This is a genomic window from Dactylosporangium sp. NPDC051484 (assembly GCF_040689395.1).
Lineage (GTDB): Bacteria > Actinomycetota > Actinomycetes > Mycobacteriales > Micromonosporaceae > Dactylosporangium.
Genome location: NZ_JBFAZX010000007.1, coordinates 133,152 through 159,077, shown reverse-complemented (window position 1 = coordinate 159,077; position 25,926 = coordinate 133,152). Strand labels below are relative to the sequence as shown.

The window sequence follows — 25,926 nt, the reverse complement described above, 5'->3', positions numbered from 1 at the left end:
GCCCAGGACCTACCCGGCTATTCGACCTGCTTGAGGATCCGCTCGATCGAGGCCAGCCGGGTCTGCATCTGCCCGAAGCGCTCGCCGAGGTCGGCAAGTTGACGCTCGGTGGCCTCCTGGGTCTGCACCGCAGTCTCGGCGAGCTTGCGGTACTCCGCCTCGCGGGCCAAGGTCGCCTTCGCCCGCCAGGTCGCGGCCAACTGCACGATCGTCACCGAGATCACCGTGATGACCAGGGCAAACAGGCCGATGGCGCCGACGACTTCCGTCCAATCCTGTCCGCTCACGAACGCGAACCCTCCTCACCGTCTCGTTGCACCGCATCCGGGATGGTCAGCGTCTGCGCCGCGGCAGCGATCGCCTCCGGCGTCAGCGTGAACACGAACCGATTGACCTCGTAGAACTTCATCGCCTTCCCGTCCTCGGACAGCTCCAGGTGTGCCGACACCAGCCCAGCCGTCTCCAACTTCCGCAGATGGACCTGCAGCAGCGCCCGGCTGATGCCCAACTCGCGCGCCAGCCGGCTCACGTAGTTGCGCTCGCCCACCAGCGCCGCGACGACCCGCAGCCGGTGCGGGTTGGCCAACGTGGCCAACACCTGCACCAGCTCGTCCCCGGTCGGAGCAGCATCGTTCATAACCGAACCCAGCACATGCCAACAGAAGTTAGCACGTGCAGATCGCGGCTTGCTACTGCACAGACCGGCGCACATCCCGCACGCTCAAGATGGACCGGTCAGGACAGCGCGGGGCGAAGGAGATCAGCCACGTCCAGGGCGCGGCTCGCCGGGGACCATGTCGCGCCCGGGGTCCAGTTCTCGGCCGTCCACACGTCCGACATCACCGCCTTGACGAATCCCCACGCCACGAGCCGGTCGAGGGGGTGTCCGAGCTCGTCGGCCAGTTGCTCGAGCCGCCCGGGAACCAGCGCGGTCAGGGCCGGATCCCGGTCGTCGGGGTCGGGATTGAACAGCCAGGAGCCGGCCTCGTACGACGGGTCGCCGGTCAGGCCGTGCGGGTCGATCGCCAGCCACGGCGCCCGCGTGGCGCTCAGGACGTTGTCGTGGTGCAGGTCGCCGTGCAGCAGGACGCGGGACGTGGCCGAGGCACACAGCTCCCGCATCAGGCCCGCCGCCGTCGTCACGTGCGAGCGGGGCAGCGGGCCGCCGTCGGGGAACCGGGCCAGGTATCCGTCGAAGGCCCGGACCTGGGTCAGCACGTCGGGCAGCACGGCTGCGGCAGGGGCGTGCAGCTGACGCATCACGGCGACGGCGGCCGACGTGGCCTCGGCGTCGGGCAGGTCGCGGACCCGGTGGCCGGGCAGGGCGCGCTCAAGCAGCAGCGCGCCGCGGTCCAGGTCGGCGCGCTGGAGCCGCACCGCGCCGCGCCCGTCGAAGGCCGCCAGGGCGGGGGCCTCCTCGGCGAGCGAGCCGCCGCCCGGCACACCGAGCTTGAGGACGGCCTGTCCGCCGTCGGCGAGGGTGACGGCGGTGACGTAGTGGTACGAGAGATCGAAGGGGTCGCCGACGGTGAGGGACCAGTCGGCGGCGATCGCCGCAAGGGTGGCCGGCAGCGTGGCGAGCCAGCGCTCGCCGGCCTCGGCCCAGACGGCGGTGACGTTGCGGCGCAGGGTGGGAGTGATCATTCGTACGGCAGGGCGACGAGCGCCAGCACGTGCCGGGCGGGGCTGCCGGGCGGGGCGAGCAGGGTCAGCGCGGTGCCGTGCGCGCGGTGCCGGGCGGCGACCGCGTGCAGGGCGGCGACGCCGGCGCTGGCCAGGTGGGTGACGCCGGCGAGGTCGACGGTGAGCGCGACGGTGCCGCCCCGGGAGCGGTAGAGCAGGTCGTACTGCAGCCGCTCGGCGCTGCCGGCGTCGACGGGGCCGGCGATGAGGACGGCCGTGCCGCAGGAGGTGTCCACGATGGACAGCTCGGCGACCGGTTGCGGCGGCGGGACGGGGGCCGCGCCGTTGAGCAGCGCGGCGGGACGGGTGACGCGCAGGCGCAGGGTGGCCACGGTACCGGCGGCGGAACGCTCCAGCGTGAGCTCGTCGACGAGTTGGGTGGACAGGGCGAGGCCGCGGCCGCGCTCGGAGACCCGCGGCGGCTCCCGCCAGGGGCCCCGGCCGGTGACGACGACCTCGACCGCGCCGGCGTCGGTGAGCCGCGCCCGCACGTCGGCCGGCTCGCCGCCGGGGGCGTGCTCCACGGCGTTGGTGACGAGCTCGCCGATCGCGTGCTGCAGCGCGAACGTGTCCCCGCCGGTGACGCCGAGCGCCTCCAGCCACGCGGCGAGCGTCTTGCGCAGCACGCCGAGGCGGGTCAGGTCGGCCGGTACCTCGGCGTGCAGCGGCTCCGGCGCGCCGACCAGCTGTGCGGCGAGCAACGTGATGTCGTCGCGGTGGCCGGTCGCCCGCACGAGCAGCTCGACGGTCTGGGTGCAGGCCCGCTCGGCCGCGGAGACCTCGGGGGCGTGCAGGGCCCGGCCGGCGACGACGTCGGCGACGACGCGGGCGAGTTCCTCGGCCGCCTCGGCCGCGCCGCGACCCGGGCGCTCGATGATGCCGTCGCTGTAGAGCAGCAGCAGGTCGCCGGGGTCGAGCCGGGCGGTGACGATGGGGAAGTCGCCGCCGGTGCCGAGCGGCGCGGCGCCCGAGGCGGGCAGGAAGCGGGCGGCGCCGGCGGCGGAGACGACCAGCGGCACCGGGTGGCCGGCCGTGCAGTACTCCAGGACACCGGAGGCGGGGTCGAGCACGGCGACGCAGACGGTGGCGGCGCGGGCAGCGGACACCCGCCGGGCGAAGCGGTCGGCGGCGGCCAGGGCGACACTCGGCGGGTCGCCGCCGTCGAGGCGGTCCTGCAGCACGGCGCGCAGCTGTCCCATGACGCCGGAGGCGGTGACGCCATGGCCCACCACGTCGCCGACGACGAGCGCGACGCCGCCGCCGGGTCGCGGTACCGCGTCGAACCAGTCACCACCCGCGGCCGCGCCGGCGCCGGCGAGCAGGTAGCTGGCGGCGACCCGGACGCCCGGCAGCAGCGGCAGGCCGCGCGGCAGCAGCGCCTGTTGCAGCGCGTCGACGACGTCGCGGGCCTGCCGGTACTGCCGCTGCAGGTCAGCGGCGTGCCGCTCGGCGGACAGCCGGGCCTGGACGATCTCGGTGACGTCAGTGCCGCCGCCGATGACGCCGCGAATCCGCCCGTCCGGGTGATGCCAGGGCGTGATGCTGAAGTCGGCGAAGAGCTCCCGGACCGAGCCGTCGGGCAGCGCGAGGTGGGCGCGCCACTGCTGGCCGACGACGGGCTCGCCGGTGCGGTACACCTGCTCGTACAGGCCGATCCATTGCTGTCCGGCCAGGTCGGCCATCGCTTCGCGCAGCGGCAGCCCGAGCAGGTCCCGGCCCGGGAACAGCGCCCGCGACGCCCCGTTGAGGCCGATGATGCGCAGGTCGGGGCCCTCGCAGGCGATCAGGATGTAGGGCGCCTGCTCGATGGCTGAGCGGAGTGGGTCGGCGTCCATGGGGCTCATCCTGTCAGGCGTACGTCAGTCGAGGTGCACGGCCCGGGCTGGGCGCCATCATGGGCTTATGTTCGGACGCTTCCGGCAACAGCCCGCCGACCCCGGCGGGCCACCCGACCTGCTCGCGATGCCGCCGGTGCCCGTGGGGCACCCCCTCGACCTGCTCGGCCCGGAGGCGACCGGGTTCATCGGCAACGCCGTCCGCAAGCGGCTGCGCGACGGCGGCGTCGGCGCACCCGACCTGGAGCCCGGCGAGATCGTCGCCGGGCAGAACGCGGCCCGGATCGCGCGGATGCGGGCCCAGGGCATGCCGGAGGAGCAGATCCGGCAGATCCAGGCGATGATCGCGGCGAAGGCGGCCGAGCACCAGGCCTCCGGCTGGACCGTCCGCTTCGCCAACGAGACCTACGCATCGGTGCATCCGCAGGCGCACGGCGGCGAGGGGACCGCGTTCGAGGCGATGCGGGATCGGTACCGCTGGGAGCACACCCGCGCGGGCGCGCAGGAGCGGCACGAGAACCTGTTCGCGTTCGCGATCGTGCAGGTGCGCAACGCGCCCTACGAGTCGTACCACGACGGCGGCGCGCTGACCGCCGGCGGCCGCACCCACGACGTCGCGGTCCGCTCGGCCGGCCTGCACTCCAACCACTTCACCGAGATCCTGGCCGGCCTGGCGGCGGTGACGCTGCGGGTGCTGGGCAGCTGACTCAGGCTGGTGATTCAGGCTGGATCGCCGGGGACGCTGAAGGCGCGCAGGAACTCGTCCGGCCCGCGCTGCCAGACCTGCAGCGTCCGGTCGGCGAACGTGCGCATCGTCTCGCAGACCTCCTCGAGCGGCTCCAGCAGCGGCAGTGCCTCGGGCCGCTCCAGCCCGGCGGCGACCCGGGCGGACAGCCCGCGCCGCGCCAGCCGCAGCAGCTCCCGGGCCAGGTCCTGAGCCAGATACGGCCCGACGGAGGCGTTGAGCCCCTTGACCGCCACGTCGACCGCGGCCCGGTCGAGCTCGTCGGCGCTCAGGTCACGCAGCAGCGCGCCGGCGGCCGCCCGGGCGCGCGGGTCGTAGGCCAGGCCGGTCCACAGGGCGGTGCCGGCGCCGAACCACGGCCACGGCGGCGCGTTGGACAGGCGCGTCTCCAGGGTGCGGCGGACCCGCACGTGTGGCCAGACCTGGCTCAGGTGCAGCTCCCAGTCAGCCTCGGTCGGGTAGGTGCCGTCGCCGAAGCCGTCCCGCATCGCCTGCCGGAACGGGATGCCGGGCGCGGCCACGTGCGAGCCGTCCACCAGCCGGTAGATCATCGGCAGGCGAAGGGCCCACTCGACGAGCTCGTCGACGCCCGCCCCGGCCTCGAGCGCCACGCCGAGCACGCCGCAGCGGCGCGGGTCGAAGCGGCGCCAGTACTGCATCCGCCGCGATAGCGCGCCCGTCTCGGTGCCGCCCGCCACCGGCGAGTCGACGAACAGGGCGGCGACGACCGGCGCGGCCCGCACCAGCAGCCGCAGCTTGTCCATGAGGTCCTCGTGCGAGACGTAGTCCAGCGACGTCTGCGCCGAGAGGATCAAGCCCATGACCTCGTCGGCGTGGTCGCCGTCCGGGCCGAGCTCGCGGAAGTACTCGCGCATCACGCGCACCCGCGGCTTCGGGTTCCACGCGATGGCGTCGGCCGCCGCGAACGGCACGATCCCGCCGGTGATCAGCGCGAGGCAGTGCCCGGCGCCGATGCCGGCCGCCGCGACCAGGTTGTCGCGCACGTCGGCGTCCGCCTCGGCGACGGTGGGGAACGCCGCGGAGGAGTACTCCAGCGCTCCCCCGGTCTCCAGCGTGAACGTGCCGCCGCCGGGCATGGCGGCGCCGATGGTGTAGGCGCCGTCGAGCAGGGGGCTCGCCCCACGGCCACGGACGAGCCCGTCCAGCAGCGCCAGCGCCTGCGGATACGACGCGTTGCGCCGGTCCTCGCGGCAGACCAGGCCGACCTCGACCTCGATCCCGACGGCCTCCGGGCGCCCGGGCGGCGCGTCGAAGACGCGGCGCAGATCCGCGCGCCGCAGCGTTGCAGTCTCACCCACCAGGGCCTCCCTCGACAGTGGCGGCCCGCCCCGCCCGTCGCCGGAAGACGCCCATGGTAGCCGAGTGATCGCCGGAGCGTAATCGTCGCCGGTGCCGGGTTTCTGTCAGGGATCGGCGTCGGTGGTGACGGCGTGGGCCGGGCTACCGGTCGCAATCGGAATGCGCCAGCTCTGCGGGCCCGAGGCAATATCCTGGTTCGATGTCCGGCAACCAGTCCCCGGACCGGCGGCAGTCGCGCCTGCGCCGGTTCTGGGACCGCCACGCGAGCGACTACGACCGGCGAATGGGCTTCATCGAGCAGCGGTACTTCCGCGACACCCGCCCGTGGCTGGTCTCGCAGGCCACCGGGGACACGCTCGAGGTCGCCCTGGGCACCGGCCTCAACCTGCCGCACTACCCGCCCGGCGTGCGGCTCACCGGTGTGGAGTGGAGCCCGGCCATGCTGGACGTTGCCCGCAGCCGGGCCGCCGGGCTGGGCCTCGACGCCGACCTGCGGGTCGGCGACGCGCAGGCCCTGGACCTGCCCGACGCGTCGTTCGACACGGTGCTGTGCACGTTCGGGCTGTGCGCGATCCCCGACGGGCGGGCGGCGTTCGCCGAGATGGCCAGGGTCGTGCGCCCCGGCGGCCTGCTGCTGCTCGCCGACCATGTGGCCTCGACGGTACTGCCGGTGCGCGTCCTGCAGGCGCTGGCCGACGCGATCACGGTGCCGCTGCAGGGCGAGCACTTCCGGCGCCGGCCCTACCTGTGGGCGCTGGAGCTGGGGTTCTCGCCGCTGCGCCACGAGCGTTTCAACCTCGGCATCGTCGAGCGGTTCGCGGCCAGGGCCCCGTCTCAGGGGCGGGCCAGGGCCGTCCCCTGATGCGGCTGGGGTCCCGTTCCGCCGATGCTTGAGAGGAACCACTTCCCTCGACCGAAGGAGCGAACGATGGACACCGTGCACGGCTCGATGCGCCGGCAGGGTCTGGTCCGGCCGGTGCACGGGCGGGTCCTCGGCGGCGTGTGCGCCGGGCTGGGGCAGCGCTTCGGCCTCGACCCGTGGGTGGCGCGGCTGCTGTTCGTGCTCACGCTGCTGCTCATCCCCGGCAGCCAGATCCTGGTGTACCCGATCCTGTGGGTCCTCATGCCGTCCGAGCTTTGATTAACCTTGCGCGGGTGGAAGATCAGCAGTCGCACCCGGCCGGCCCCTACGAGATCGGTTCCGATGTCTGGCCCGGCCTGGCGAAGCTGGCCGAGGAGGCCGGCGAGCTGATCCAGGTCCTGGGCAAGATCGTCGGCGTCTCCGGCCGAGACCTTTACTACGACCGCTCCGACCTGCGCCAACGTCTCGTCGAGGAGTGCGGCGACCTCACCGCCGCGATCGCGTTCTTCACCGAGACCAACGGCCTGGGCTCCGCCGTCGATGCCCGGGCACGGCAGAAACTCGCATTGTTCCGCCACTGGCACGACCAGGGCTGATCCATTTTTGTCGTACCCATGCGGCATGATGCGCCCATGTTGCTCCCCCTCCTGCTGCGCTCCTGGGGTCCCGACACGTGCGACCCGGCCGACGTCGCCGACTGGCACCCCGGCAACCCGTCCCGGGGCCAGTGCGGCCCCACCGCGCTGGTCGTGCGGGAGATCATGGGCGGCGACCTGATCCGCGGCCGGGTCACCGCAGGCGGGGAGCCCGCGGGACACCACTGTTGGAACCGTCTGCCCGACGGCACCGAGCTCGACCTGACCCGCGACCAGTTCCGCCCCGGCGAGCTGGTCATGGGCGGAGAGCCGGTCACGCCCCCCGACGGCCCACCGGCCCGCTGCCGCGGCCAGCACGCCCTGCTGCGCCATCGCGTCCTGACCGGCCTGGGCCGCCTCCCGTCGCCCGACCCGGCCGCGTCCCCGGCACGCCTGGCCCTGGCCCTGCTGGTCGACCCGGCCGGCGCGGTCCTGCTGCGCCGCCGCAGCGCCACGGCCCGGTTCGAGCCCGGCCAGTGGGCCCTGCCGACCGCCCGGGTCCATCCCGGCGCCGGGGTGGAGGAGACCGCACGCCGCGCCCTGGCGGAGGAGGCCGCGGTGGAGTTCACGGGTCGCCTGCACCCACACTGGCACGGCACGATCCCCGACGTGACGGGCGCGGCGCCGCACGTCGAGATCTCGATCCTGGCAGGCCGATACGACCTGGACGACTCGGGCGTCCTGGCCGATGACCTCGCCGCCACCGACCTCTCCCCGACCGCGGCCGTGGCGCTGCGGACCCTGATCCGCAGCAGCCGTGCGAGCCCTGTCCGCGCCGAGACGGCCGCCCGCCGCACCACCCCGGCCTGACCCGACCACGGCCGCAACCCGGCCCGCCTGCAGCCGCGACCCGGCTCCACCACGCGCGCGACCCGGCCCCACCGCAGCCAGGTTCGACCGCGCCCACGACCCCACCCCCACCACCCGCCGCGACCCCGCCCGACTGCAGCCCGGTTCGACCACGTCCACGACCCCGCCCCACCACCGCCGCGACCCCGCCCGACCGCAGCCCGGTTCGACCGGACCCGCGACCCCGCCCGACCGCGACGCAACCGGGGCTGTGCGGAAGGCCGGCGGGAGCACCAAGACGCCCCGGCCGACCCGTGAAACCACCCGGAGGGCGATTCGCGCGGACGTGGCACCGACGACGGCCACCGTCGGGCCGGCCCAAAAGGTGTCACCGGCCCGAGGTCCGATACGTGCGAACTATCCGCACGGTACGCGTCCAGGGCGGCGCGACGAGCTCGAAGAGGCGACACTTGAAGCGTGCCCGACTCGCGCCCGCAAGAGCCCGCGCGGCGGTTCGTCGTGCAGCTGCACCGGGCCCGGCGTGCGCACTACGACTTCCGGCTCGAGCTGGACGGCGTGCTCGTCAGCTGGGCGGTGCCGAAGGGGCCCTCGCTCGACCCCAAGGTGCGCCGGGCGGCCTTCCACGTCGAGGACCACCCCGTGGAGTACGTCGACTTCGAGGGAATCATCCCGGCCGGGACCTACGGCGGCGGCGACGTGATCGTGTGGGACGCGGGGACCTGGGTGCCGTACAAGGACCCCGACCCGGCGGCCGCGGTCGCCGCCGGGGAGTTGCACTTCGAGTTGCACGGGCGGAAGTTGCGCGGCCGGTTCGTCATCGTGCGCACCCGCGCCGACGAGTGGCTGCTGATGCACAAGCGCGACGAGCACGCCGTGGGCCGGGTGGGACGCGGCCGCGCTGCCCTTGTCGGTCCTCAGTGGACGGTCCAGCGACGAGGTGCGGGCCGACCCGGAGCTGATGTGGCGCTCGGACCTGCCGGCGGTCCGGGCGGCGGTGCGGCTCAAGGCGAGGGGGCCGACCGACGACGAGCTCGCGCGGCTGGAGGCGCTCGGGGAGTCGGGGACGTGGCACGTCTTCGGGCGGGACCTGCGCGTCACGAACCTGCACAAGGTCCTGTTCGCGGGGCGCGACGGTGACGCCGCGGTGACGAAGCGGGAGATCCTGCGGTACGCCGCGCGGATCGCGCCGACCGTGCTGCCCTATCTGGCGGGGCGCGCGCTCAACCTCCACCGCTTCCCGGGCGGCCCGGGCTCGAAGGGATTCTGGCAGAAGGCGCTGCCGGGGCACGCGCCGCAGTGGCTGTCGCGCTGGCGGGAGCCGGGGTCGGGCACCGAGTACCTGGTCGCCTCCGAGGCCGCGGCGCTGGTCTGGGCGGTGAACTACGGCGGCCTGGAGTGGCACCCGTGGACCTCGCCGACGGACCGGCCCGACCGGCCGACGTACGCGCTCGTCGACCTCGACCCGGGGCCGGACACGCGCTGGGAGGACCTGCTCGTGCTCGCGCGGCTGCACCGGACCGCGTTCGAGCACCTCGGGATCGTCGCCCGGGCGAAGGTCACCGGGCGGCGCGGGATCCAGATCTGGGTGCCGGTCGCGGCCGGGCCGGGGTTCGCCGAGACGCGCGCGTGGGTCGAGGCGCTGTCGCGCTCCGTCGGCTCGGTCGTGCCCGACCTGGTGAGCTGGGCGTGGGAGCGGGCCGGGCGCGGCGGCCTGGCGCGGCTGGACTTCACGCAGAACGCGGTGAACCGGACGCTCGTCGCGCCGTACAGCCCGCGGGCCGCGCCGGGCGCGCCCGTGTCGGCGCCGATCGACTGGGACGAGCTCGACGATCCGGACCTGCGGCCGGACGGGTTCACGATCCGGACGATCGGTGCCCGGCTGGCCGCGCGCGGCGACCTGTTCGGCGAGGTACTGCACCATCCCCAGCGGCTGCCGCCGTTGCGCTGACGCCGGACACCGTCTTGAGACCGCCACGGCCGCGGCGCGGCGGCGGTCAGCGCCGGGGACGCCGATCGGCGCGCTGCGAGGGGCGGGCCGCGGCGCGGCAGGCGTCGATGACGTCCGGGCGCAGGAGGTGGCCGAAGCCGGCCCGGTCCAGCCGCAGCACGAGCCCCTGCCGGTCGGTGCCGAGCGCCGCCGCCGTCGCGTCGAGGTTCCAATCGTGCTCGGCCAGTCGCGACAGCAGGTGCCCGCGCCTGGTCTGGGCCGCCGAGAGCCGCAACGTCTTGAGGTACGCCACGTTGCCCGCCTCGTCGGTGATGCTCTCGCCGACGTGGTTGTCGGCGGCGGGGTCGAACGGCGGCAGGAAGCGGGCGAGGGTGAAGCGGCCCATGCGGTACACCGGACGGCTCCGCATCGATCGCACGGTGAACATGACGTCGTTGTGGAACGACGCCCACTCGGCCCGCACCCTGGCGAGCTCGCCGCGCAGGTCCTCGATCGAGTGCACGCGGGAGGCGTCGAGGGGCTGGTCGAAGCCGGGCACGGCCGGATAGAGCTGCGTGTAGTGATACAGCAGCTCGCCGTAGAAGTCGCGCAGCAGCGTCGGGTGCAGGGCGCGGTAGTCCTCGGGGTGCGGCACGACGAACACGCTCGCGAGGGCGTCGGCCAGGTACAGCACGAGGCCGCACTGACCCGGGTGGATCTCGAAGACCCGCAGCGCGTCGTCGAGACCGCGCACGTCGGCCCCGCGGTAGGCCTCCTCGACGCGCGGCGACAGCCCCCGCGTGACCGCGTCGCGGGTCCACTCCTGCCAGGCGATCGGCGGCCCGTCGAACTGCAGGCCGAGGAAGCCCTCCAGGGCCAGGTGCAGCGGCAGGAACCGCAGCCGGCGGCGATCCTCGCGGCGGGCCATGCGGCGGTGGAAGCGCAGCCCGGCCACGCGGGGCAGGCCGCGCTCCCCCAGCTCCCCGGGCTCCCCGGGCTCGCGCGGGTCGAGCAGCTGCGTGCCGTAGGCGGCCGCGGGCGAGCCGTCGGCCGTCCACGTCGCGACGAACGCGTGCGGCACGTAGGCGACGTACGCCTCGCGCGGCGTGAGCTCGACGATCGACAGTTCGTGCTCGTCGAGCAGTCGCGCGTGCAGCCGCAGGTCCGCGATCGGCTCGTCGCGCAGCAGCGGCACGAGCCGGGCCGCGCCCCACGTCTGGGCGGGACCGGTGCGCAGTCCGGGCAGGCCGGGCAGCTCCTCGGTCACCGCAGGAACCCTTCCACTCGTTCGTCCAGGTGGGCGCGCAGCTCGGCGAAGGTGGCCGTGCCGGTGGCGAACCGGGCCAGCTCGACCAGTGCCGCCGCGTCCTCGGCGTCGCGCACGCCGACGCTCGGCACGTCCGGCGAGAGCCGGCGCACGTCGAAGGCGTCGCCGTCGTACACCGGGTTGAGGTGCACGATCGACGTCCGGCCGTCCGGGTCGAGCCGCTGCCGCCACACCCGCAGCACCTCGGCGGCCTGGCCGGGCGGGGCGTTGTCCCACCCGTCGGAGACCACGACGAGCCGCTGCGGGCGCAGCGCGAGCGCGTCGAGCAGGCGCTCCCCCAGCGGCGTCGCGCCGAGCGGGTGGACCAGCAGCGGATCGCCCGCGTGGTTGAGCCAGATCGGGCGGTACCGCTGGGCGAGCGCCTCCAGCAGGTAGTGCGCGGCGAGCGCGACGGCGAGCGGCCGGCGGCGCTTCACGGCCGAGCCCGACGACGAGTAGCTGTCGTCGAGCACCGCGACGACGTCGCCCCACGTGCCGGCGCGGCGCCCCGCGGCCCGGCGGGCGGCGGCGCGCAGCGCGGCGGTGAGCTCCTCGCGGCGGCGGGCCCGCTCGGGCCGGGGCAGCGACAACGCGTACAGGGCGAGCCGGGTCAGCGGCTGGCGGTCCAGGGCCGCCTCGACGTGGCCGTGCCCGGCGCGCTGCAGCCGCAGCCGCTCCAGCTCCGTCAGCCGCGGCGCGATGGCGCGCAGGAACTCGGCGCGGCCGATGTCGCGCCGGCGGGTGGACGCGAGGCCCTCCGCGACGGTGTACGGCAGGTCGAACAGCGCGTCCTTCTCGTAGTGCGCGCGCCGCCACGACTCCAGGATCGGCGTGTCGTAGCGCTTCGGCCGCCGCCAGTCGAACAGCATCGTGCCGACCTCGCCGGGCAGCCGCAGGTGCGCGTGCCCGGCCGCGACGGTGAGACCGCGGCGGTACTTGACGGCGTCGAACGCCACGTCGGGCCGGGCCGCGACCCAGTCCCGCACGATCGCGCGGGTGCGCCGGTTGTTGATGCCCTCGGCCCGCAGGGCGCGCAGCACGCGGTACACCCGCTGCGGCGGGAGCGCGCGGAGCCTCGCGGCGATGAGGCGCCCCTCCAGCCGCCGCTGCGGCAGCGGCACCGCCTGCGCCGTGCGCAGCAGGTTGAGCACGATGGTCGCCGCGTTGAGGTCGTTGATGTCCAGCGCGAGCGCCGCGGCGTAGATCTCGCGGTAGTTGGTCAGCACGTACTCGTGCAGGAAGGCCAGCGACAGGCGCTGCTCGGTCGCGCCGGCGTGGAACTCGCGCTGCGCGGTGGCGGTGACGGCGGCGTTGACGAACATGACGACGTCCTCGCACGCCGTCAGCTCGGCCAGCTCGGCCAGCTCGTCCGGCTTGGACAACTCGGCCAGCACCACGACCTCCCCTCGGCGGATTCTTGGCGCCGGTCGGGGAATTCGGACGCGCGAGCTGCGAAGCTTCGCTGCAAAGGCGGGTTCCGGAAGTCGCGCGGACAGTCCCGCGACCGGCCGGGTCAGCGTACCGCCGCCTGGCCGGCCGCCGCGCCGCGATTTCGGCGGCGGTCACGGCGACCGCCGCGACGGCAGCGAGGCCGGTGCCGCTCAGGGTCCGCCCGGCGCGGTCCCGGCCGACGGCGAAGGGGCGGTCGAGCACCGTCCCCGCAGGGAAGGCCGCGAACGGCGCGCCGGGGCGAAGAGGCCTACCGACGGGCGCGCCACCCGCGGATGCCGAGGACGGCGACGGCGGTGCCGATGGCGAGCGACACGGCGATCAGCACCGCGTGAATCCAGAAGAACCCGGTGGGCGCGCCGGAGGCGCTCCAGGCCCGGTCGTCGCGCCAGATGGCGAGCAGGAATCTGGGCCAGATGACCCAGCTCCACACGCCCACCGTCACAAGGAAGACCGACCAGCTCCGCGACAACACCACGGTTGAAGTATGCCGGAAACGCCCTGCCCGCCCCCGTGACGGGGAGCCGGTGAGCGGTACGCTGCCGAGCGTGGGCCTGCCGAGCGCCGCGGACATCAGGGACGCGACATGCGTCGCCTGCCCGGCGCAGGCACTGGCGCTCGGCGCCTTCGACGTCGCCGAGCGGCCCGGCGTCGAGCACCCCTACGACTCCGCCCGCGGCTACCGCGTCAGCGCCGCCACCGGCACCCCGACGTGCGTGCATCCGTATCGGGTCGGCGTGCCACCGGCGGCGTACGCGTCGGCCGGTGCGCCGCTGCCGACCGGCGAGGCGCCGCCGCCCGCGCCCCGCGAGGCCGACCTCGAGCTGCCGGACGACCCGACGCTGCTGGAGGCCTGGCTCGTCGCCGTCGTGCGCGAGTCGCCGCACGCGCGGCTCGGTGCGACGCTGCGCCAGGCGGAGACGGCCGCCCTGCGACGGTTCGCCCCCGAGCAGGTCGTCGACGCGCTGCGCCGCGTCCTGTCCAACGAGCTGCGCTGACGCCGCGGCCCTGCCGGTCGGGGCGGGTCAGAGCGAGTCAGATCCCGGTGGTCAGGGTGCCGAGCCGCTCGGCCCAGCCGTCGGTGTGCACGACCTGACCCGCGAAGCGTTCGCGCAGGATGCGCAGGGCGGGCAGGCGCTGGGCGGCCTTGCGGTAGCGCGAACCGGCTGAGGACGCGTCGGAGGAGATGCCCTCGACGCGGAAGCTCAACAGGTCCAGCGCGCGGTTGAGCTGTGCGGCCTGGTCGGTGTCGCGGCAGGTGAACACGTAGGTGTCGTGGCCGGGGGCGTTGAGCACCTCGTACACCAGGTGCCCGCCCGGGGTCAGGCACAGCAGGAACGCCAGCACCGCGGGGGTCTCGGCGTCGGCGAGCGCGTCGTAGTCGGTGGAGGCCGGCGTCACGCGCTCGTGCGGGAAGACCGCGCGCGGCAGGTGCGGGCCGGCCGCCTGTGTGCTCTGCAGGCCGCCCATCGTGCCCAGCATGCCGTAGGCGAGGGTCGGGCCGTAGGCGTGGAACGGGCCGTCGAAGCCGTGGCCCAGCGTCGGCCCGGCGGACATCATGCCGGCGGCGAGCATGCCCGGCAGGCCGGTGGCGAAGGAGCCCGCGCGGCCGTCGTGGTCGAGCACCGGCGGGCGGGCGGAGTCGCGCCACGGGCTCGCGCCGGAGCCCTCCCGCTGTACCGAATCGGTCTGTTTGAAGCCCAGCCACGTCGTGCCGAGCGTGAGGAGGTGGTGCGCGCCAGCGGCGGCGCCCGGCCGGCCGGCGGCCTCCAGCAGGGCCGGGAAGACGGTCGGCTCGACCGCCTCCAGGTCGGTGCGGGCGGCGGCGAGGCCGTCGCGCAGCAGCGCCGCGACCGACCGCAACGCGACCGGGCCGAGGCCCGGCAGGAGCGCGGCCAGGAAGTGGGCGGTGCGGCCCGACGCGGCGCCGACCCGGGTCCGCAGCAGTTCCGAGAATTCGCCGGTACGCCGGGCCAGGCGCCCGATCGCGACCGGCGGGCGCCCGGCGACGTCGAGGCCGAGGGTGTACCCGGAGGCGTCGCTCGTCACGCCCCGGACGAACGCATACGGGATCTTGTCGGCGAGCCCGCCGGCCGGCACGATGACCAGGGCGTCGTCGTAGAGCCGCAGCTCCGCCGGGGAGCCGTCCGCCGCGCCCGGGAACGCCTCGGGGGTGCCGACGCCGTCGAGCAGCAGCACCCGCTCGGTGTCGGCGACGCGCGCCTCGGCCAGCTCGGCGAGCAGCTGGGTGCGCATGGCGCCGAGCTGGCTGAGCTCCAGCCGGGCGCCGTCGGACAGGGCGAGCCCCACCGCGTACGGCTGCGGCTCGCTGATCTCGACGATGTCCGCGGGGGCGACGCGCAGGACCGCGCCCGACGTGGGCGTCACGACCAGCGCGCCGCCGGCCATCTCGGCGGTGCCGTCGCCCTCGTCGAGCAGGGCACCGCCGTCTGCGATGAGGCGGAAGCGCACGTCAGGCCGACGACGTGCCGCACTCGGCGCAGAACATCGCGCCGGGCGCGGACGGCGTGCCGCAGTTGCCGCAGAACCGTTTCTGCTGCGCCGGGGCGGCCGCGAGCGGGGTCCCGCAGTGCTGGCAGAACTTGCCGCCGCCGGTCTCGCCCATGCACGAGGGGCACCGGCCCACGCCCTGGTCGCGGTAGTTGACGTTCCGCGTCCAGTCGACCTCCTGGATCTTCTCGTGCAGCTGGTTGACCTGGGCGGCCGCCTGCATGCCGGCGATCTCCTGGTCGAGGCGCGGCGCGCAGCTGGTACACAGGCCGCGCTCGTGGTTCCAGCACACCTGCTGGCAGACCCACTGGCCGCAGCGGTGGCACTGGGTGAAGTGCGACTGCATCTCCGCGGCGGCCTTGGCAAGGGCCTTGTCGCGGGTCGAGCCGCGCACGCCGTCGCGCATCCACTGGGCGTCCCAGCCGATCTGGGAGGCCTTCGCGCCGACCTCGCCGCCGAGCAGGTCGCCGCCCATGCGCAGCAGGCGCCCGCCGAAGCCGGTGACCGAGTGCTGGAAGCTGGAGGAGTAACCGTTTCCGCAGCGCATGCAGTTGAACTCGAACTGGTACCCCTCGCGTGTGGAGTGGTCCGAGTAGTTGTTGGTGAACGGCACCATGCCAGCCATGGGCAGCAGACTCCTCTTCGCAGCAAACGGCGTTCCAGCCTTTGTACCCGCTGCGCATCGATTTCATGATCGGCAAGTCGGCCATTTGACATCGACCGATCGGCGCCCGAACGGGGTCACCGCCTCCGGCCGCCCGATACCCTGTAAAATCGAGTGACGTCGACGTCCATCCGCACTAACGTCGGCACGGTGCCCCTGACGCCGCTCGGTGCCCTCGTCGACGTCCGCCCGCTGCGCGAGCACCCGCCCTTCCGGCGGCTGTGGCTCGGCTCGACCGCGTCCGGGGTCGGTGGCCAGTTCGGCGCGTTCGCGGTCACCTACTACGTCTGGGACCGCACCCGCAGCCCGGCCATGGTCGGGCTCGTCGGGTTGGCCGTCGCCGCCCCGATCGTCGTGGTCGCCCTGGCCGGCAGCGCGTTCATCGACCAGGCCGACCGGCGCCGACTCGCCCTGCTCACCACCGCCGGCCAGCTCGTCACCGGCCTGCTCATGGTGCTCGTCGCCGCCCTGCCCGGCAACGGCGTGTGGGCGATGCTCGGCCTGACCGCGACCGCCTCGGCCCTGTCCGCGCTCGGCACGCCGGTGCTGCGCAGCCTCATCCCCGGCCTGCTCCCGCCGGCCCGCCTCGCCGCCGGCCTCGCGCTCAACCACCTGTCGTTCCAGCTGGCCATGCTGGTCGGCCCGGCGCTGGCCGGTGTCGTCACCGCCGCATTCGGTACGGCCTGGTGCCTGGCCATCGACGCGGTGACCTTCGTCGCCGCCCTGGCCGGCATCGCGGCCCTGCCCCGCACCGCCCCGGTCGCCGCCGCCGGCCCGCGCGGCCTTGCCGCGATCGTCGACGGCCTCCGCTTCACCGCGCGCAGCCCGGTCGTGCGCGGCGCCCTGATCGCCGACCTGTGCGCCACCTTCCTGGCCATGCCGTTCGCCCTGTTCCCGCTGCTCAACGCCGAGCGCTTCGGCGGCTCACCGCGGGTGCTCGGCCTGTTCGCCAGCGCCGTCGCCGTCGGCGGCGTGCTCGCCTCGGCCCTGTCCGGCCTCGCCACCCGCCGGGGCCGCCCCGGCCTGGTCCTGCTCGGCTGCGGTGCCGCGTGGGGCGCCGCGCTCGGCGTCGCCGGCCTGAGCACCCGCCTGCCACTCACCCTGGCCGCGCTGGCCGTCGCCGGCGCGGCGGACACGTGGGCGGTGATCTCCCGCGGTACCGCGGTGCAGGCCACCACCCCGGAGTCGCACCGTGGCCGGGTCGCGGCGCTGGAGCACATCGCCGGCACGGCCGGCCCGCACCTGGGCAACCTGCGCGCGGGCCTGGTCGCCGCCACTACCTCGGGCGGCTTCGCGATGGTCACCGGCGCCGCGGCGAGCCTGCTGGGCGTCGGCCTGGTCGCCCTGCTCAGCCCGCGCCTGCGCGACCTGCGAGTGTGACCAGCCCGCACGCCCAGTCACGCATGGCCGCGCGGGCGAGGCGGGCCGACGCGGTCAGCCCATCCTGAGCAGCTGCCAGCCGGCGCGGCGCGGCGGGTCGTCGCGGGGCTCGGTCGGGTACTGCCAGCCCTGGTTGGTACCGAAGAACAGGCACTCGTCGCCGATCGGCAGGATGCCGCGCACGCCCCAGTTGTCGGCGTTGTTGAAGCCGGTGGTCGTCAGCGGGCGGGCCGGGCTGCCGGCGTCGTCGAAGACCCACACCTGGCCGGCGGCGCGCTTGTCGCGCAGCCCGATGCCGCGCAGCAGCCACAGTTCGAGGGGGCGCACCGGGTGACCGAGGACCTTGGCCAGCAGGCCGGTGCGCGGGTTGAGGGTGAGGTCGCGCAGCACCTTCTCGGTGTGGAACGTACCCATGTACAGCTTGCCGCGGAACACGTTCGCGCCCCAGCCGACGTACTCGTTCCACCGGTCGTCGAACCCGCCGCCGCCGAACTTCGGGTCCTGGTGCAGCAGGTTGTCCTGGCGGGTCCACGAACCCTCCTCGCCCGCGTCCGGGTCGTACACCCAGTACTTGCGCTCGCCGTAGAGCAGCTCGACCTGCTGGTTGGGGCGGCCGGGGTCCTTGATGCGGTACACCACGCCGGCGGGCGAGCTCTTGAGGTACGCCAGCGCCAGGTGCGGGACCGTGTGCCGGGGAATCTGCGGGTACTCGGCGAGATGGCGCGTCATCGAGGGCTCGACGCTCGGGATGCCGAACGTCGCGTACACCCAGCCGTCGAACGACGTGACCGCGAAGGACACCACGCTGCGCGCGGTGATGGGGTCGGGAAAGAACTGCGCGGCGGTGAACACCGGCGTCCACTTCGCACTGTCCGACGTGGACAGCCGGTCCAGCGGCGGGCTCACGTACACCCCGGCGTGCTCCTGGCTGCCGGTGCCGGCCCAGGTGCCGGTGACGATCCGTCCATCGTGGACCGTGAAGTAGGCGGGCTGGTTGCCCAGCCGCCCGACCTCCTCGAACCGGAACGGGCGCCGCGCGTCGCCGATCCAGCGCTGCACGGCGCCGGTCGGGGGGTTGGGCCCGGAGCCGGTGCCCGCGCGGGCCGAGCCAGCCGGACCGGCCAAGCCGACGCCGAAGTACAGCCGGCCCTCGGCCACGACGAAGTTCTTGATATTGTCCCACTCCGGGAACCGCTTCCAGCCCAGGAAGCGCGCGTCGCCGGCCCGGTAGGCCAGCAGCACCACGGTCCCGCCGGCCTGCGCGCCCTGGTCGAGCGCGGTCTCGATGCCGCCGATGAACACCACGTCGCCGAGCGACCCGGCCGCCCGCAGCCCGACGACGTCGTCGATGCCCGGGAACTGCTCCCGCGTCGGGGTGCGCTCGACGGTCTCTCCGGTCTCGATGTCGTGCTGCCACACCTGCGCCGGCACCGCGTCGCCGACGATGCCCCGGTTCGGCGGGACCTCGTGCACGGCGTTGTAGGAGCCCTCGAACTCGACGGTGACGTTGTGCGGGTCGTGGAACGGCCGGTTGAGCGGCGCCATCCCGGCCGCGACGAAGTCCGGCGTCACGGTGGCGATCCCGGCGGCGGTGGTGTTGGCGACGGTACCCCACCAGACGCTGCGCTGCCGGTCGTCGGCGGTGAGCGCCCAGATGTACTGCTGCGTCGTCTGCGGTGTCCCGCCCTCGCGGCACCCGCCGTCGGGCCCGACGGGCTCCGTCGGCTCGCCGAAGCCGAACCAGCACCGGTCCGGCCGGGCCTGCGCGGCGACGGTCACGCGGTGCCGGGGGTCCTCGCCCGGCCTGCCGTCTGCACTCATCACGCCACGGAGGTACCCCCGCCGAGGCCGCCTAGTCCGCGCCGGCCCTCGGCAGCCGCTGCGGCCGCCGTGGTGGGCCGGGGTCACCCGGGCGCCTCGTGAGTGCCACTGGCGCGCGTGGCGTGGCGCTCGCCCGGTGCGCCGCCGCTGACCGGCCGCGTCGGCGCACCGAACGCGTCGCCCGGTACGCCGCCGCGGCCGGTCAGCTCGAAAGCGGGCGGCGGGCGATCGCGACGACCGACTGGCCGAAGGGCGGCCGGACGCCGCGCTCGATGAGGCGGGTCAGCGGGGCCACGGCCGTGTCGTAGAACTTCACCATCGGGCCGGGACCGGGCATCTGCTTGAGCAGGCAGGTCGAGACATAGTACCCGATCAGGCCCAGCGAGTTGGCGTAGTGCAGCTTGACGATCTCGAGGTCGGCCGCGCCGAGCGCCGCGCGCATCGTCTTCTTCGTGTAGCGGCGCACATGGCCGGTGGCGATGTCGGCCGGGCCCATCGCGAACGGGAACGCCGGGACGACGATGACGACGTGCCCGCCGGGCCGCACGAGCGAACGCATGGTGCGCAGGCCGCCGATGTCGTCGTCGATGTGCTCGAGCACATTGTACGAGATCGCGGCGCTGTGCTCGGCGCTGACGTCGCTGGGCAGCAGCAGCTCACGGACCGTCACGCCGGGGTGGTCGGCGAAGCGCTCCTTGAGCGCGACGATGCGGCCCGAGTCCGCCTCGGTCAGCGTCATGGTCGAGGTGTGCTCGAGCCACTCCGCGGCGTAGTCCCCGAGGCCGGCGCTCACCTCGATGGGATGCTCGCCGAGGTAGGGCGTCGCGAACGCCACGAACCACTTGCGATGGTTCTTGGCCATGGCCAGGCCTTCGAGGACTTCCGATTGGACGGCCTGATCGCCTAGGATTGCCGCGTCCGGATTCGGCACTCTAGCACCCCTACATGAATTTCCTGTCAGAACTGGCGTAGTGTATCGGCGTTGATACTCCCTCACCACCCCTGTGGCACACCTCGGCCGCCAACTATCGTGTCACCGTGAAATTCGGGGAGAGGACACACGAGGTCCGTGCCGCGGCGGGCGCGCTGCTCAGCTACGCCGTGTTCGCCGTCACGGTCCTGCAGCACCTGTGGGCCGATCCACGGGGCCGGATGCTCACCGACAACGGCCAGGACCAGATCTTCTTCGAGTGGGTGCTGACGCATGCGGCGCGGGTGTTCACTCACGGCGACAACCCGTTTTTCACCGATCAACTGAATGCGCCCCTCGGCGTCAATCTCATGGCGAACACGTCCGTTCTCGGACTCGCGCTGCCATTGGCACCGATCACATTGCTGTTCGGCGTCGGCGCCACGTTCGCACTCATCGACACCATCGCTCTCGCCGGAACCGCGGCCGCGTGGTATTTCATTCTTTCCCGGCACGTCGTCACGTCTCGGGCGGCCGCATACGTCGGAGGATTGTTCTGCGGATTCGCGCCGTCGATGATCTCGCAGAGCACCGGGCACCCGAACATCGCCGGCCAGTTCCTGATCCCCTTCGTCGTCTGGAACGTGCTGCGGCTGCGACAACCAGGCCCCACGCTGCGGCGCGGCCTGGTGCTGGGCGCGGTGGTGCTGTACCAGTGCTTCATCAACGAGGAGATCCTCTTCCTCACGGCGGTGGCCCTGCTGGTCTTCCTCCTGGCGTACCTGCACCCCCGGGAATACCTCCGGGTCGCCCGCTCGGCCCTGCCCGCCATCGGCGTCGGCGCCCTGTTCGCGGGCGTATTCCTCGCATATCCGCTCTACCACCAGTTCTTCGGCCCGCAGGCATATCACGGGCTGCCCGAATTCGTGCACGGCTTCAGCAGCGACCTGGCCTCGTTCAAGGAATTCAGTCGCCGCTCGATCCTCGCCCCAGACGTCGCCACCATCGACAAAATGGGCGGCCCGACCGAGGAGAACACATTCTTCGGCTGGCCATTGCTGGGCCTGCTGCTCACCGCTGCGGTGGCCCTGTGGCGCCAGCGCGCGGCCCGCGCGGTGTTCATCACGGCGCTGGTCTTCGCGCTGCTGTCCCTGGGCACGGAGATCAAGTACAAGGCCGAGCCGACCGGCTGGCATGGACCGTGGGAGTGGGTGCACCAGCAGCCGCTCTTCGACTCCGTCGTGCCGACCCGCCTGGGCCTGGTCATCGCGCCGCTCGTCGGCGTGCTGCTGGCGATGCTGGTCGACCGGTACGTGGTCGGCATCAGGCCCGCCCCGGAACCCGACGCCGCCTCCCCCGCCCCGACCCCGACGACCTCCGCCACGACCTCGCCGGTCTCCTCAATGGCCTCCACCGCCGCCTCGGCCGTCGGTGACCGCGGCATTTCCAGCGTGCCGGGTGAGTCCGGCACGCTGGAAAGATCAGAAGGAGCGGTGGGGGTCAAGACGGAGGTCAGGCCGGCCCTGGAAGAGACCACGCCGGCGGCCCGCTGGCTGTGGGCCGTGGCGCTAGTGGCCGCCCTGTTCCCGCTCATCCCGACCCCGCAGCCGGCGTCCGAGCGCTCCCCGATCCCCGCGTTCTTCAGCAGCGGCGCCTGGCGCGAGACGATCCCCGAGAACTCGACGATCGTGCCGCTCCCGCTGGGTTGGTGGGAGAGCCTGGACGCGATGCGCTGGGCGACGCAGGCGAACCTCGAGTTCCGCATCGCCGGCGGCTACTTCCTGGCCCCCGACCCGAACGACCCGGAGAAGACGGCGATGTTCGGCACCGCGACCCGCCCGACGATGGAGATCATCAACGCCTCGGGCGGCGACGGCTCGATACCGCAGATCACCCCCGACCAGCAGGCCCAGGCGAAGGCCGACCTCGCGTTCTGGAACGCCGACTTCCTGGTCCTGCCGGACCAGCACGGCAACAGCGAGGTGATCCGCCAGACCGCCGAGCTGCTCTTCGGCCCCGGCCGCCACGTCTCCGACGTCTGGATCTGGAAGGTCTGACCTCCCGTTACACATCCCCGGCTCGCGCACCCGCAAGGCCCGCGCGCGCCCCGCGCCCCACTCCCGCACCGTCAACGGCATCGCTGATCGCGACGCCGCAGCACGGCCCGGCATCGACCGGACACCCGCCCGCCCCGCCCCGGGTACGGACCGCCCGGCGCGGGCGGGGTACGGGCCGCCCGGCGCGGGCGGGGTACGGGCCGCCCGGCGCGGGCGGGGTACGGACGGTTCAGGCGCCGGTCGTGCGGAGCAGTTCGGCGAACTCCTCGGCCGGCATGATGCGGATGCCCAGCTCCTCGGCCTTCGCGGCCTTCGAGCCGGCGCCGTCTCCCACGACGACCAGGTCTGTCTTCTTCGACACCGAGCCGGATGAGCGGCCACCCAGGCGCTCCACCGCCTCGTTGCCCTCGTTGCGGGTCAGGCCTGGCACCGAGCCCGTCACGACGACCGTCATCGGGGTGCCGTCCTCCTTCCGCAGCGGGAGCGACGCCAAGGATTCGCCGTCCGCGTCGGCGTCCGAGACGTCGCTCGGGCCCTCGACGGAGGCCGAGGTTGCGACGGCGGGTCGAGGGCGGAAGTTCGGTTCGGTCATGTTCACACCGCGGGACGTCAGGCGGGCGATGACTGGCCGCAGGTCGACCAGCTCGGCGGCGATCGTCACCGCGCGCTCCGGGCCGATGCCCTCGACCAGTTGCAGGTCGGCGACCGAGGCGGACAGCAGCGCGTCCATCGTGCCGAAGTGGGCGGCCAGGCGCCGCGACATCGAGCGGCCCGTCATCCGGACGCCCAGGCCGGTCAGCACGCGCGACAGCGGCTGAGTCTTGGAGGCCTGGATGGCGGTGACGAGCTTCGTCGCGGACACCTCGCCCATGCGGTCGAACGCGGCGAGGGTCGGCACCTGCAGGTCATAGAGGTCGGCCGGGTCGGTGACGAGGCCGGCGGCGATGACCATGTCGATGAGCTTCCCGCCGAGGCCCTCGATGTCCATGGAGTCGCGAGCGGCGTAGTACGCCAAGGCCTCGCGCGCCCCGCAGGCACGGCCGCGCGTGCAGCGCCAGCGCTTCTGGGTGCGGTCGATCTCGCCGTCGCAGCGCGGGCAGCGGACCGGCGGCTCGAACGGCTCCGAGCCGGATGGGCGCTCGTCGAGCTTCGCGCCGGTGATCTCGGGGATGACGTCGCCGGCGCGGCGGACGAACACGGTGTCGCCCGGGCGGACGTTGCGCCGGACGAGGTCGTCGAAGTTGTGCAGGGTCGCGGAGGTGACGATGACGCCGCTGATCTGGACCGGCTCGAGGACGGCGACGGGCGTGATGACGCCGGTGCGCCCGACCTGCACCTCGATCGCCTTGAGCCGCGTGGTGCGGGTGTCCGCCGGGAACTTGTACGCGATCCCCCACCGCGGCGCCCGGCTGGACGAGCCGGCGATCTCGCGGTCGGCGGGCTGGTCGGCCTTGATGACGGCACCGTCGATGCCGTAGCCGAGCGCGCCCCGGCCCGCGTTGAGCGCGTGGACGGCCGCGAGGACGTCGTCGGCGCTCGCGCACACCGGCATGCCGGCGGTGGAGGAGACGCCGAGGCTGGCGAGCTGCGCCATGGCGGCCGAGTGCGGCCCGTCGCCGAGGCCGCGCACCCCATACGCCAGGAACGACAGCGGCGCGTCATAGGTCCGGTCCTGCGCCCGCAGCGTGCCGGCCGCGGCGCTGCGCGGGTGCGCGAACGGCGGCTCACCGGTGGCGGTGCGCATGCCGTTGGCCACGTCGAAGTCGGCGTCGGTCATGAAGACTTCGCCCCGCACCTCGATCGTGACGGGCTCGGTGAGCTGCTCCGGCAAGCCCGCGGCCCGCCGGGCCTGCCCGGTCACGTCCTCGCCGGCCCGGCCGTCGCCGCGGGTCGCGACCTGCACGAGCTTGCCGTCCTCGTATCGCGCCGCGATCGCCAGCCCGTCGATCTTCGGCTCGACGGTGTATGCGGCGGCGGGCCGCCCGAGCAGCCGCTCCAGCCGCGCCGCCCACTTGCGCAGCGTATCCTCGTTGAACACGTTGTCGAGGCTCAGCATCGGCTCGCTGTGCACGACGTCGCCGACGACCCCGCCGCCGGCCGCGACGACCTCGGTCGGCGAGTCCTCGGCCTTCCAGTCCGGGTGCCCGTCCTCCGTCACCGCCACCCGCGCCATGAGCGCGTCGTAGTCCGCGTCATCCATCGCGAGATCGGGGCCGCTGTAATACGCGGCGGCGGCATCCCTGATCTGCGAGATCGCGGTGCGGTACTCGGCTACTGTGTCAAACGGCTCGGCCATGCCCGGGAGCCTAGTCATGGGGTATGACAAGAACCGGGTCGCCCGGCGAAATGTCGGATTCGCGCCGGGCAGGCGCGGACCACTGCCGCTCCTGCGCCCGTCCCCGTCGATGGCCCGGCGGTGCCGGGTCCGGCCACTGGCGGCACGGCGGATGCGGGCCGGCGGCCTACCGGTGCCACGGCGCGGTTCCCGGCATGCGCGTGCACCATTTGACGTTATGGACTGCCGTTCTGGGGCGGTGGCCTCGGTCGGGTTCTGGGATAATTACACGCATGGGGTCGAGTAGCCGGGGGCATTTCAACCCGGCCGGCTCTCATAGAACCGTACGTAACGATCTCTCGGTATACGGCTCTTGTTGCCCTGGTCACCAGACCGCGGGAACGGTGTTTACCGGAGCCCAGTGAGCGAAGAACCGGGGCCGTGTGGTGACGGCTCGGGTCCAGGCTTCCTGTGCTCTCTTTCGTTCGCGCAGCCGTTTGTGCTTCTTGCGGAGCCAGCGCATCACGTAGGCGTTGATACGCGTCAGGAGGGGATACAGCGCTGAGCGGTAGAAGGCGCCGTAGTACTGCATCCAGCCTCGCACCTTGGGGTTGACCCATGCTCGCGGCGCGGTCGGTGTCCGCCGCGTCTACCGCGATGAAACCTGCCAGCGCCACGGCCTCCTCGCTCCTGCGGTGAGAATGCGGCGCAGGTTCGCGCGAGCCAGAGCAGCAGAAGTCCGCTTGCCGGATAGCACGTTCCCTGGTGACACGACTCTTCCCAGATGAGCCGCCAAGCGGCGGAAGTGGCGTCGGCCGCCGCGGATTCCAGGACGTCCGGGGAGGCGTCAGGGGAGATCGTCACCGGCGAAAGGTGACACAGTCGAAGTCCGGATGCGCACTTCTCGGCAGGACAGGAAGCCTCGGCACCACTTGGGGCTGTCACTCACTGTGATGACGATGGTCCTCCCGCCGACCAGCGCTCGCGGCAGAGGCGCACGCTGCCGGTCGATTTTGACGGCGAAGGAGGCGTGACAGTTCAGGGCTCGGGGCGGTCAAGCCTCCTCGGACTGAACCAGAACGAGGGGGCGGACTTGGCCGCGAGGCATTCAAGGGGCAACTGCTGGAGATCTCAGGCGGCGTCACTAACCTCGGCCCTTCGTTAAGGCCGTCCGCAGTTCATGATCAGAAATGAGGAAGTGCCTCCCGTCTGGGATGATCTGGCTTGTCGAAGGCCCTGATCACCTGCCACGGAAGGCACTTACCGAGTGGCTACCCGAACGCGCCCAAAGATCATCGTGAGTGCCGACGGGCGTGGTGTGGTCGGTCATGCCGGCGCCCGGCTCCTATGCGGCGTTCACCTGGTTCCTCGCAGCTGCCGGAGCTCGACGAGTGGCTGGACCTGTACCGCGGATGGCCCGCGCCAACGGCGGCGAGCCCGACGCCGGCCGGCGGCTGCTGTCGTGGGCGCGCGCCGCGGGCTTCACCGACGTCACCGCGACGGCCAGCACGTGGTACTTCGCCGACGACGAGGACCGCGCCTGGTGGGGGCGGCATGTGGGCGGACCGGGTCCGCGCCTCGGCGATGGCGACCCAGGCCAGGGCGAGCGGCGTGACTGAGGAGCACCTGCAGCGGCTGTCCGACGGGGTGGCGCGCCTGGGCGGCCTCCCCCGACGGCTGGCTGTCCATCCTGCACGGCGAGATCCTGGCCCGCTCCTGACCCCGCCGGTGTGCGC

The 25,926-nt window shown here is 73.5% G+C and carries 23 protein-coding genes and 2 pseudogenes; 11 read left to right on the top strand and 14 right to left on the bottom strand.

The annotated features are described in order from the left end of the window. Positions 1-17 precede the first annotated feature (17 nt). From AB0367_RS15615 to AB0367_RS15600, 4 genes are all read right to left on the bottom strand, one after another. Positions 18-287, bottom strand: coding sequence for a hypothetical protein (locus tag AB0367_RS15615; protein ID WP_366226966.1), 270 nt, complete (start codon positions 285-287; stop codon positions 18-20). Continuing rightward, positions 284-637, bottom strand: coding sequence for a helix-turn-helix domain-containing protein (locus AB0367_RS15610; RefSeq protein WP_366226965.1), 354 nt, complete (start codon positions 635-637; stop codon positions 284-286). Before AB0367_RS15610 ends, AB0367_RS15615 begins: the two co-directional genes overlap by 4 nt. A 98-nt stretch (positions 638-735) precedes the next feature. After that, complete coding sequence (locus AB0367_RS15605) at positions 736-1,644, bottom strand: aminoglycoside phosphotransferase family protein (protein ID WP_366226964.1); 909 nt, start codon at positions 1,642-1,644, stop codon at positions 736-738. Continuing rightward, entirely contained in the window at positions 1,641-3,518 is a 1,878-nt protein-coding gene (locus AB0367_RS15600; RefSeq protein ID WP_366226963.1) for a SpoIIE family protein phosphatase, read from the bottom strand. The genes AB0367_RS15605 and AB0367_RS15600 overlap by 4 nt, the downstream gene beginning before the upstream one ends. A gap of 67 nt (positions 3,519-3,585) precedes the next feature. Between AB0367_RS15600 and AB0367_RS15595 the strand changes: the two genes are divergently transcribed. Next, positions 3,586-4,224: a hypothetical protein gene (locus AB0367_RS15595; RefSeq protein WP_366226962.1), complete on the top strand. Its 639-nt coding sequence runs from the start codon at positions 3,586-3,588 to the stop codon at positions 4,222-4,224. A 14-nt stretch (positions 4,225-4,238) separates the two neighbouring features. On the opposite strand, the gene AB0367_RS15590 is transcribed toward AB0367_RS15595, so the two are convergent. Next, entirely contained in the window at positions 4,239-5,582 is a 1,344-nt protein-coding gene (locus tag AB0367_RS15590; RefSeq protein ID WP_366226961.1) for a glutamate-cysteine ligase family protein, read from the bottom strand. A 200-nt stretch (positions 5,583-5,782) separates the two neighbouring features. On the opposite strand from AB0367_RS15590, the gene AB0367_RS15585 reads away from it, so the two are divergent. From AB0367_RS15585 to AB0367_RS15560, 6 genes are all read left to right on the top strand, one after another. After that, a complete protein-coding gene (locus tag AB0367_RS15585) occupies positions 5,783-6,445 on the top strand; it encodes a methyltransferase domain-containing protein (protein ID WP_366226960.1) in 663 nt (220 codons plus the stop codon). 66 nt (positions 6,446-6,511) lie between these two features. Further along, positions 6,512-6,724 carry a PspC domain-containing protein gene (locus tag AB0367_RS15580; RefSeq protein ID WP_366226959.1) on the top strand — a complete coding sequence of 71 codons (213 nt, stop codon included), beginning with the start codon at positions 6,512-6,514 and terminating at the stop codon, positions 6,722-6,724. A 14-nt stretch (positions 6,725-6,738) separates the two neighbouring features. After that, complete coding sequence (locus AB0367_RS15575; RefSeq protein WP_366226958.1) at positions 6,739-7,041, top strand: hypothetical protein; 303 nt, start codon at positions 6,739-6,741, stop codon at positions 7,039-7,041. A gap of 36 nt (positions 7,042-7,077) precedes the next feature. Beyond that, the gene (locus AB0367_RS15570) at positions 7,078-7,890 is read left to right on the top strand and encodes an NUDIX domain-containing protein (protein ID WP_366226957.1); all 813 of its coding nucleotides are present in this window, start codon (positions 7,078-7,080) and stop codon (positions 7,888-7,890) included. Between the two features lie 456 nt (positions 7,891-8,346). After that, positions 8,347-9,027, top strand: coding sequence for a DNA polymerase ligase N-terminal domain-containing protein (locus tag AB0367_RS15565; protein ID WP_366226956.1), 681 nt, complete (start codon positions 8,347-8,349; stop codon positions 9,025-9,027). Between the two features lie 7 nt (positions 9,028-9,034). After that, positions 9,035-9,838 carry a hypothetical protein gene (locus AB0367_RS15560; protein WP_366227123.1) on the top strand — a complete coding sequence of 268 codons (804 nt, stop codon included), beginning with the start codon at positions 9,035-9,037 and terminating at the stop codon, positions 9,836-9,838. Positions 9,839-9,884: 46 nt separating this feature from the next. On the opposite strand, the gene AB0367_RS15555 is transcribed toward AB0367_RS15560, so the two are convergent. The 3 genes from AB0367_RS15555 to AB0367_RS15545 all read right to left on the bottom strand — a co-directional run bounded on the left by AB0367_RS15555 (position 9,885) and on the right by AB0367_RS15545 (position 13,050). Further along, the gene (locus AB0367_RS15555; RefSeq protein ID WP_366226955.1) at positions 9,885-11,084 is read right to left on the bottom strand and encodes a hypothetical protein; all 1,200 of its coding nucleotides are present in this window, start codon (positions 11,082-11,084) and stop codon (positions 9,885-9,887) included. Beyond that, a complete protein-coding gene (locus AB0367_RS15550) occupies positions 11,081-12,517 on the bottom strand; it encodes a hypothetical protein (protein WP_366226954.1) in 1,437 nt (478 codons plus the stop codon). Before AB0367_RS15550 ends, AB0367_RS15555 begins: the two co-directional genes overlap by 4 nt. Before the next feature lie 305 nt (positions 12,518-12,822). Continuing rightward, entirely contained in the window at positions 12,823-13,050 is a 228-nt protein-coding gene (locus AB0367_RS15545) for a hypothetical protein (RefSeq protein ID WP_366226953.1), read from the bottom strand. A gap of 70 nt (positions 13,051-13,120) precedes the next feature. Here AB0367_RS15545 and AB0367_RS15540 point away from each other — a divergent pair, with 70 nt between their 5' ends. Further along, positions 13,121-13,570, top strand: coding sequence for a hypothetical protein (locus AB0367_RS15540; RefSeq protein ID WP_366226952.1), 450 nt, complete (start codon positions 13,121-13,123; stop codon positions 13,568-13,570). Positions 13,571-13,607: 37 nt separating this feature from the next. Here AB0367_RS15540 and AB0367_RS15535 read toward each other — a convergent pair whose 3' ends face one another. Beyond that, entirely contained in the window at positions 13,608-15,044 is a 1,437-nt protein-coding gene (locus tag AB0367_RS15535) for a hypothetical protein (protein WP_366226951.1), read from the bottom strand. Position 15,045: 1 nt separating this feature from the next. Then, complete coding sequence (locus AB0367_RS15530) at positions 15,046-15,708, bottom strand: zinc ribbon domain-containing protein (RefSeq protein WP_366226950.1); 663 nt, start codon at positions 15,706-15,708, stop codon at positions 15,046-15,048. A 189-nt stretch (positions 15,709-15,897) separates the two neighbouring features. On the opposite strand from AB0367_RS15530, the gene AB0367_RS15525 reads away from it, so the two are divergent. Beyond that, positions 15,898-17,127, top strand: a complete 1,230-nt coding sequence (locus tag AB0367_RS15525) for an MFS transporter (RefSeq protein ID WP_366226949.1) — start codon at positions 15,898-15,900, stop codon at positions 17,125-17,127. Between the two features lie 54 nt (positions 17,128-17,181). Here AB0367_RS15525 and AB0367_RS15520 read toward each other — a convergent pair whose 3' ends face one another. Then, the gene (locus AB0367_RS15520; protein ID WP_366226948.1) at positions 17,182-18,951 is read right to left on the bottom strand and encodes a hypothetical protein; all 1,770 of its coding nucleotides are present in this window, start codon (positions 18,949-18,951) and stop codon (positions 17,182-17,184) included. A gap of 199 nt (positions 18,952-19,150) precedes the next feature. Next, positions 19,151-19,810, bottom strand: a complete 660-nt coding sequence (locus AB0367_RS15515; RefSeq protein ID WP_366226947.1) for a methyltransferase — start codon at positions 19,808-19,810, stop codon at positions 19,151-19,153. 176 nt (positions 19,811-19,986) lie between these two features. Here AB0367_RS15515 and AB0367_RS15510 point away from each other — a divergent pair, with 176 nt between their 5' ends. Beyond that, complete coding sequence (locus AB0367_RS15510) at positions 19,987-21,915, top strand: hypothetical protein (RefSeq protein ID WP_366226946.1); 1,929 nt, start codon at positions 19,987-19,989, stop codon at positions 21,913-21,915. Between the two features lie 229 nt (positions 21,916-22,144). Here the strand turns inward: AB0367_RS15510 and ligA are convergent, their stop codons facing one another. Then, positions 22,145-24,211: an NAD-dependent DNA ligase LigA gene (gene ligA, locus AB0367_RS15505; RefSeq protein ID WP_366226945.1), complete on the bottom strand. Its 2,067-nt coding sequence runs from the start codon at positions 24,209-24,211 to the stop codon at positions 22,145-22,147. A gap of 364 nt (positions 24,212-24,575) precedes the next feature. Next, positions 24,576-24,797, bottom strand: a pseudogene (locus tag AB0367_RS15500) (group II intron maturase-specific domain-containing protein); the annotation flags it as partial. 802 nt (positions 24,798-25,599) lie between these two features. Between AB0367_RS15500 and AB0367_RS15495 the strand changes: the two are divergent. Then, positions 25,600-25,910: pseudogene (locus AB0367_RS15495) on the top strand (SAM-dependent methyltransferase); the annotation flags it as partial. Between the last annotated feature and the right edge of the window lie 16 nt (positions 25,911-25,926).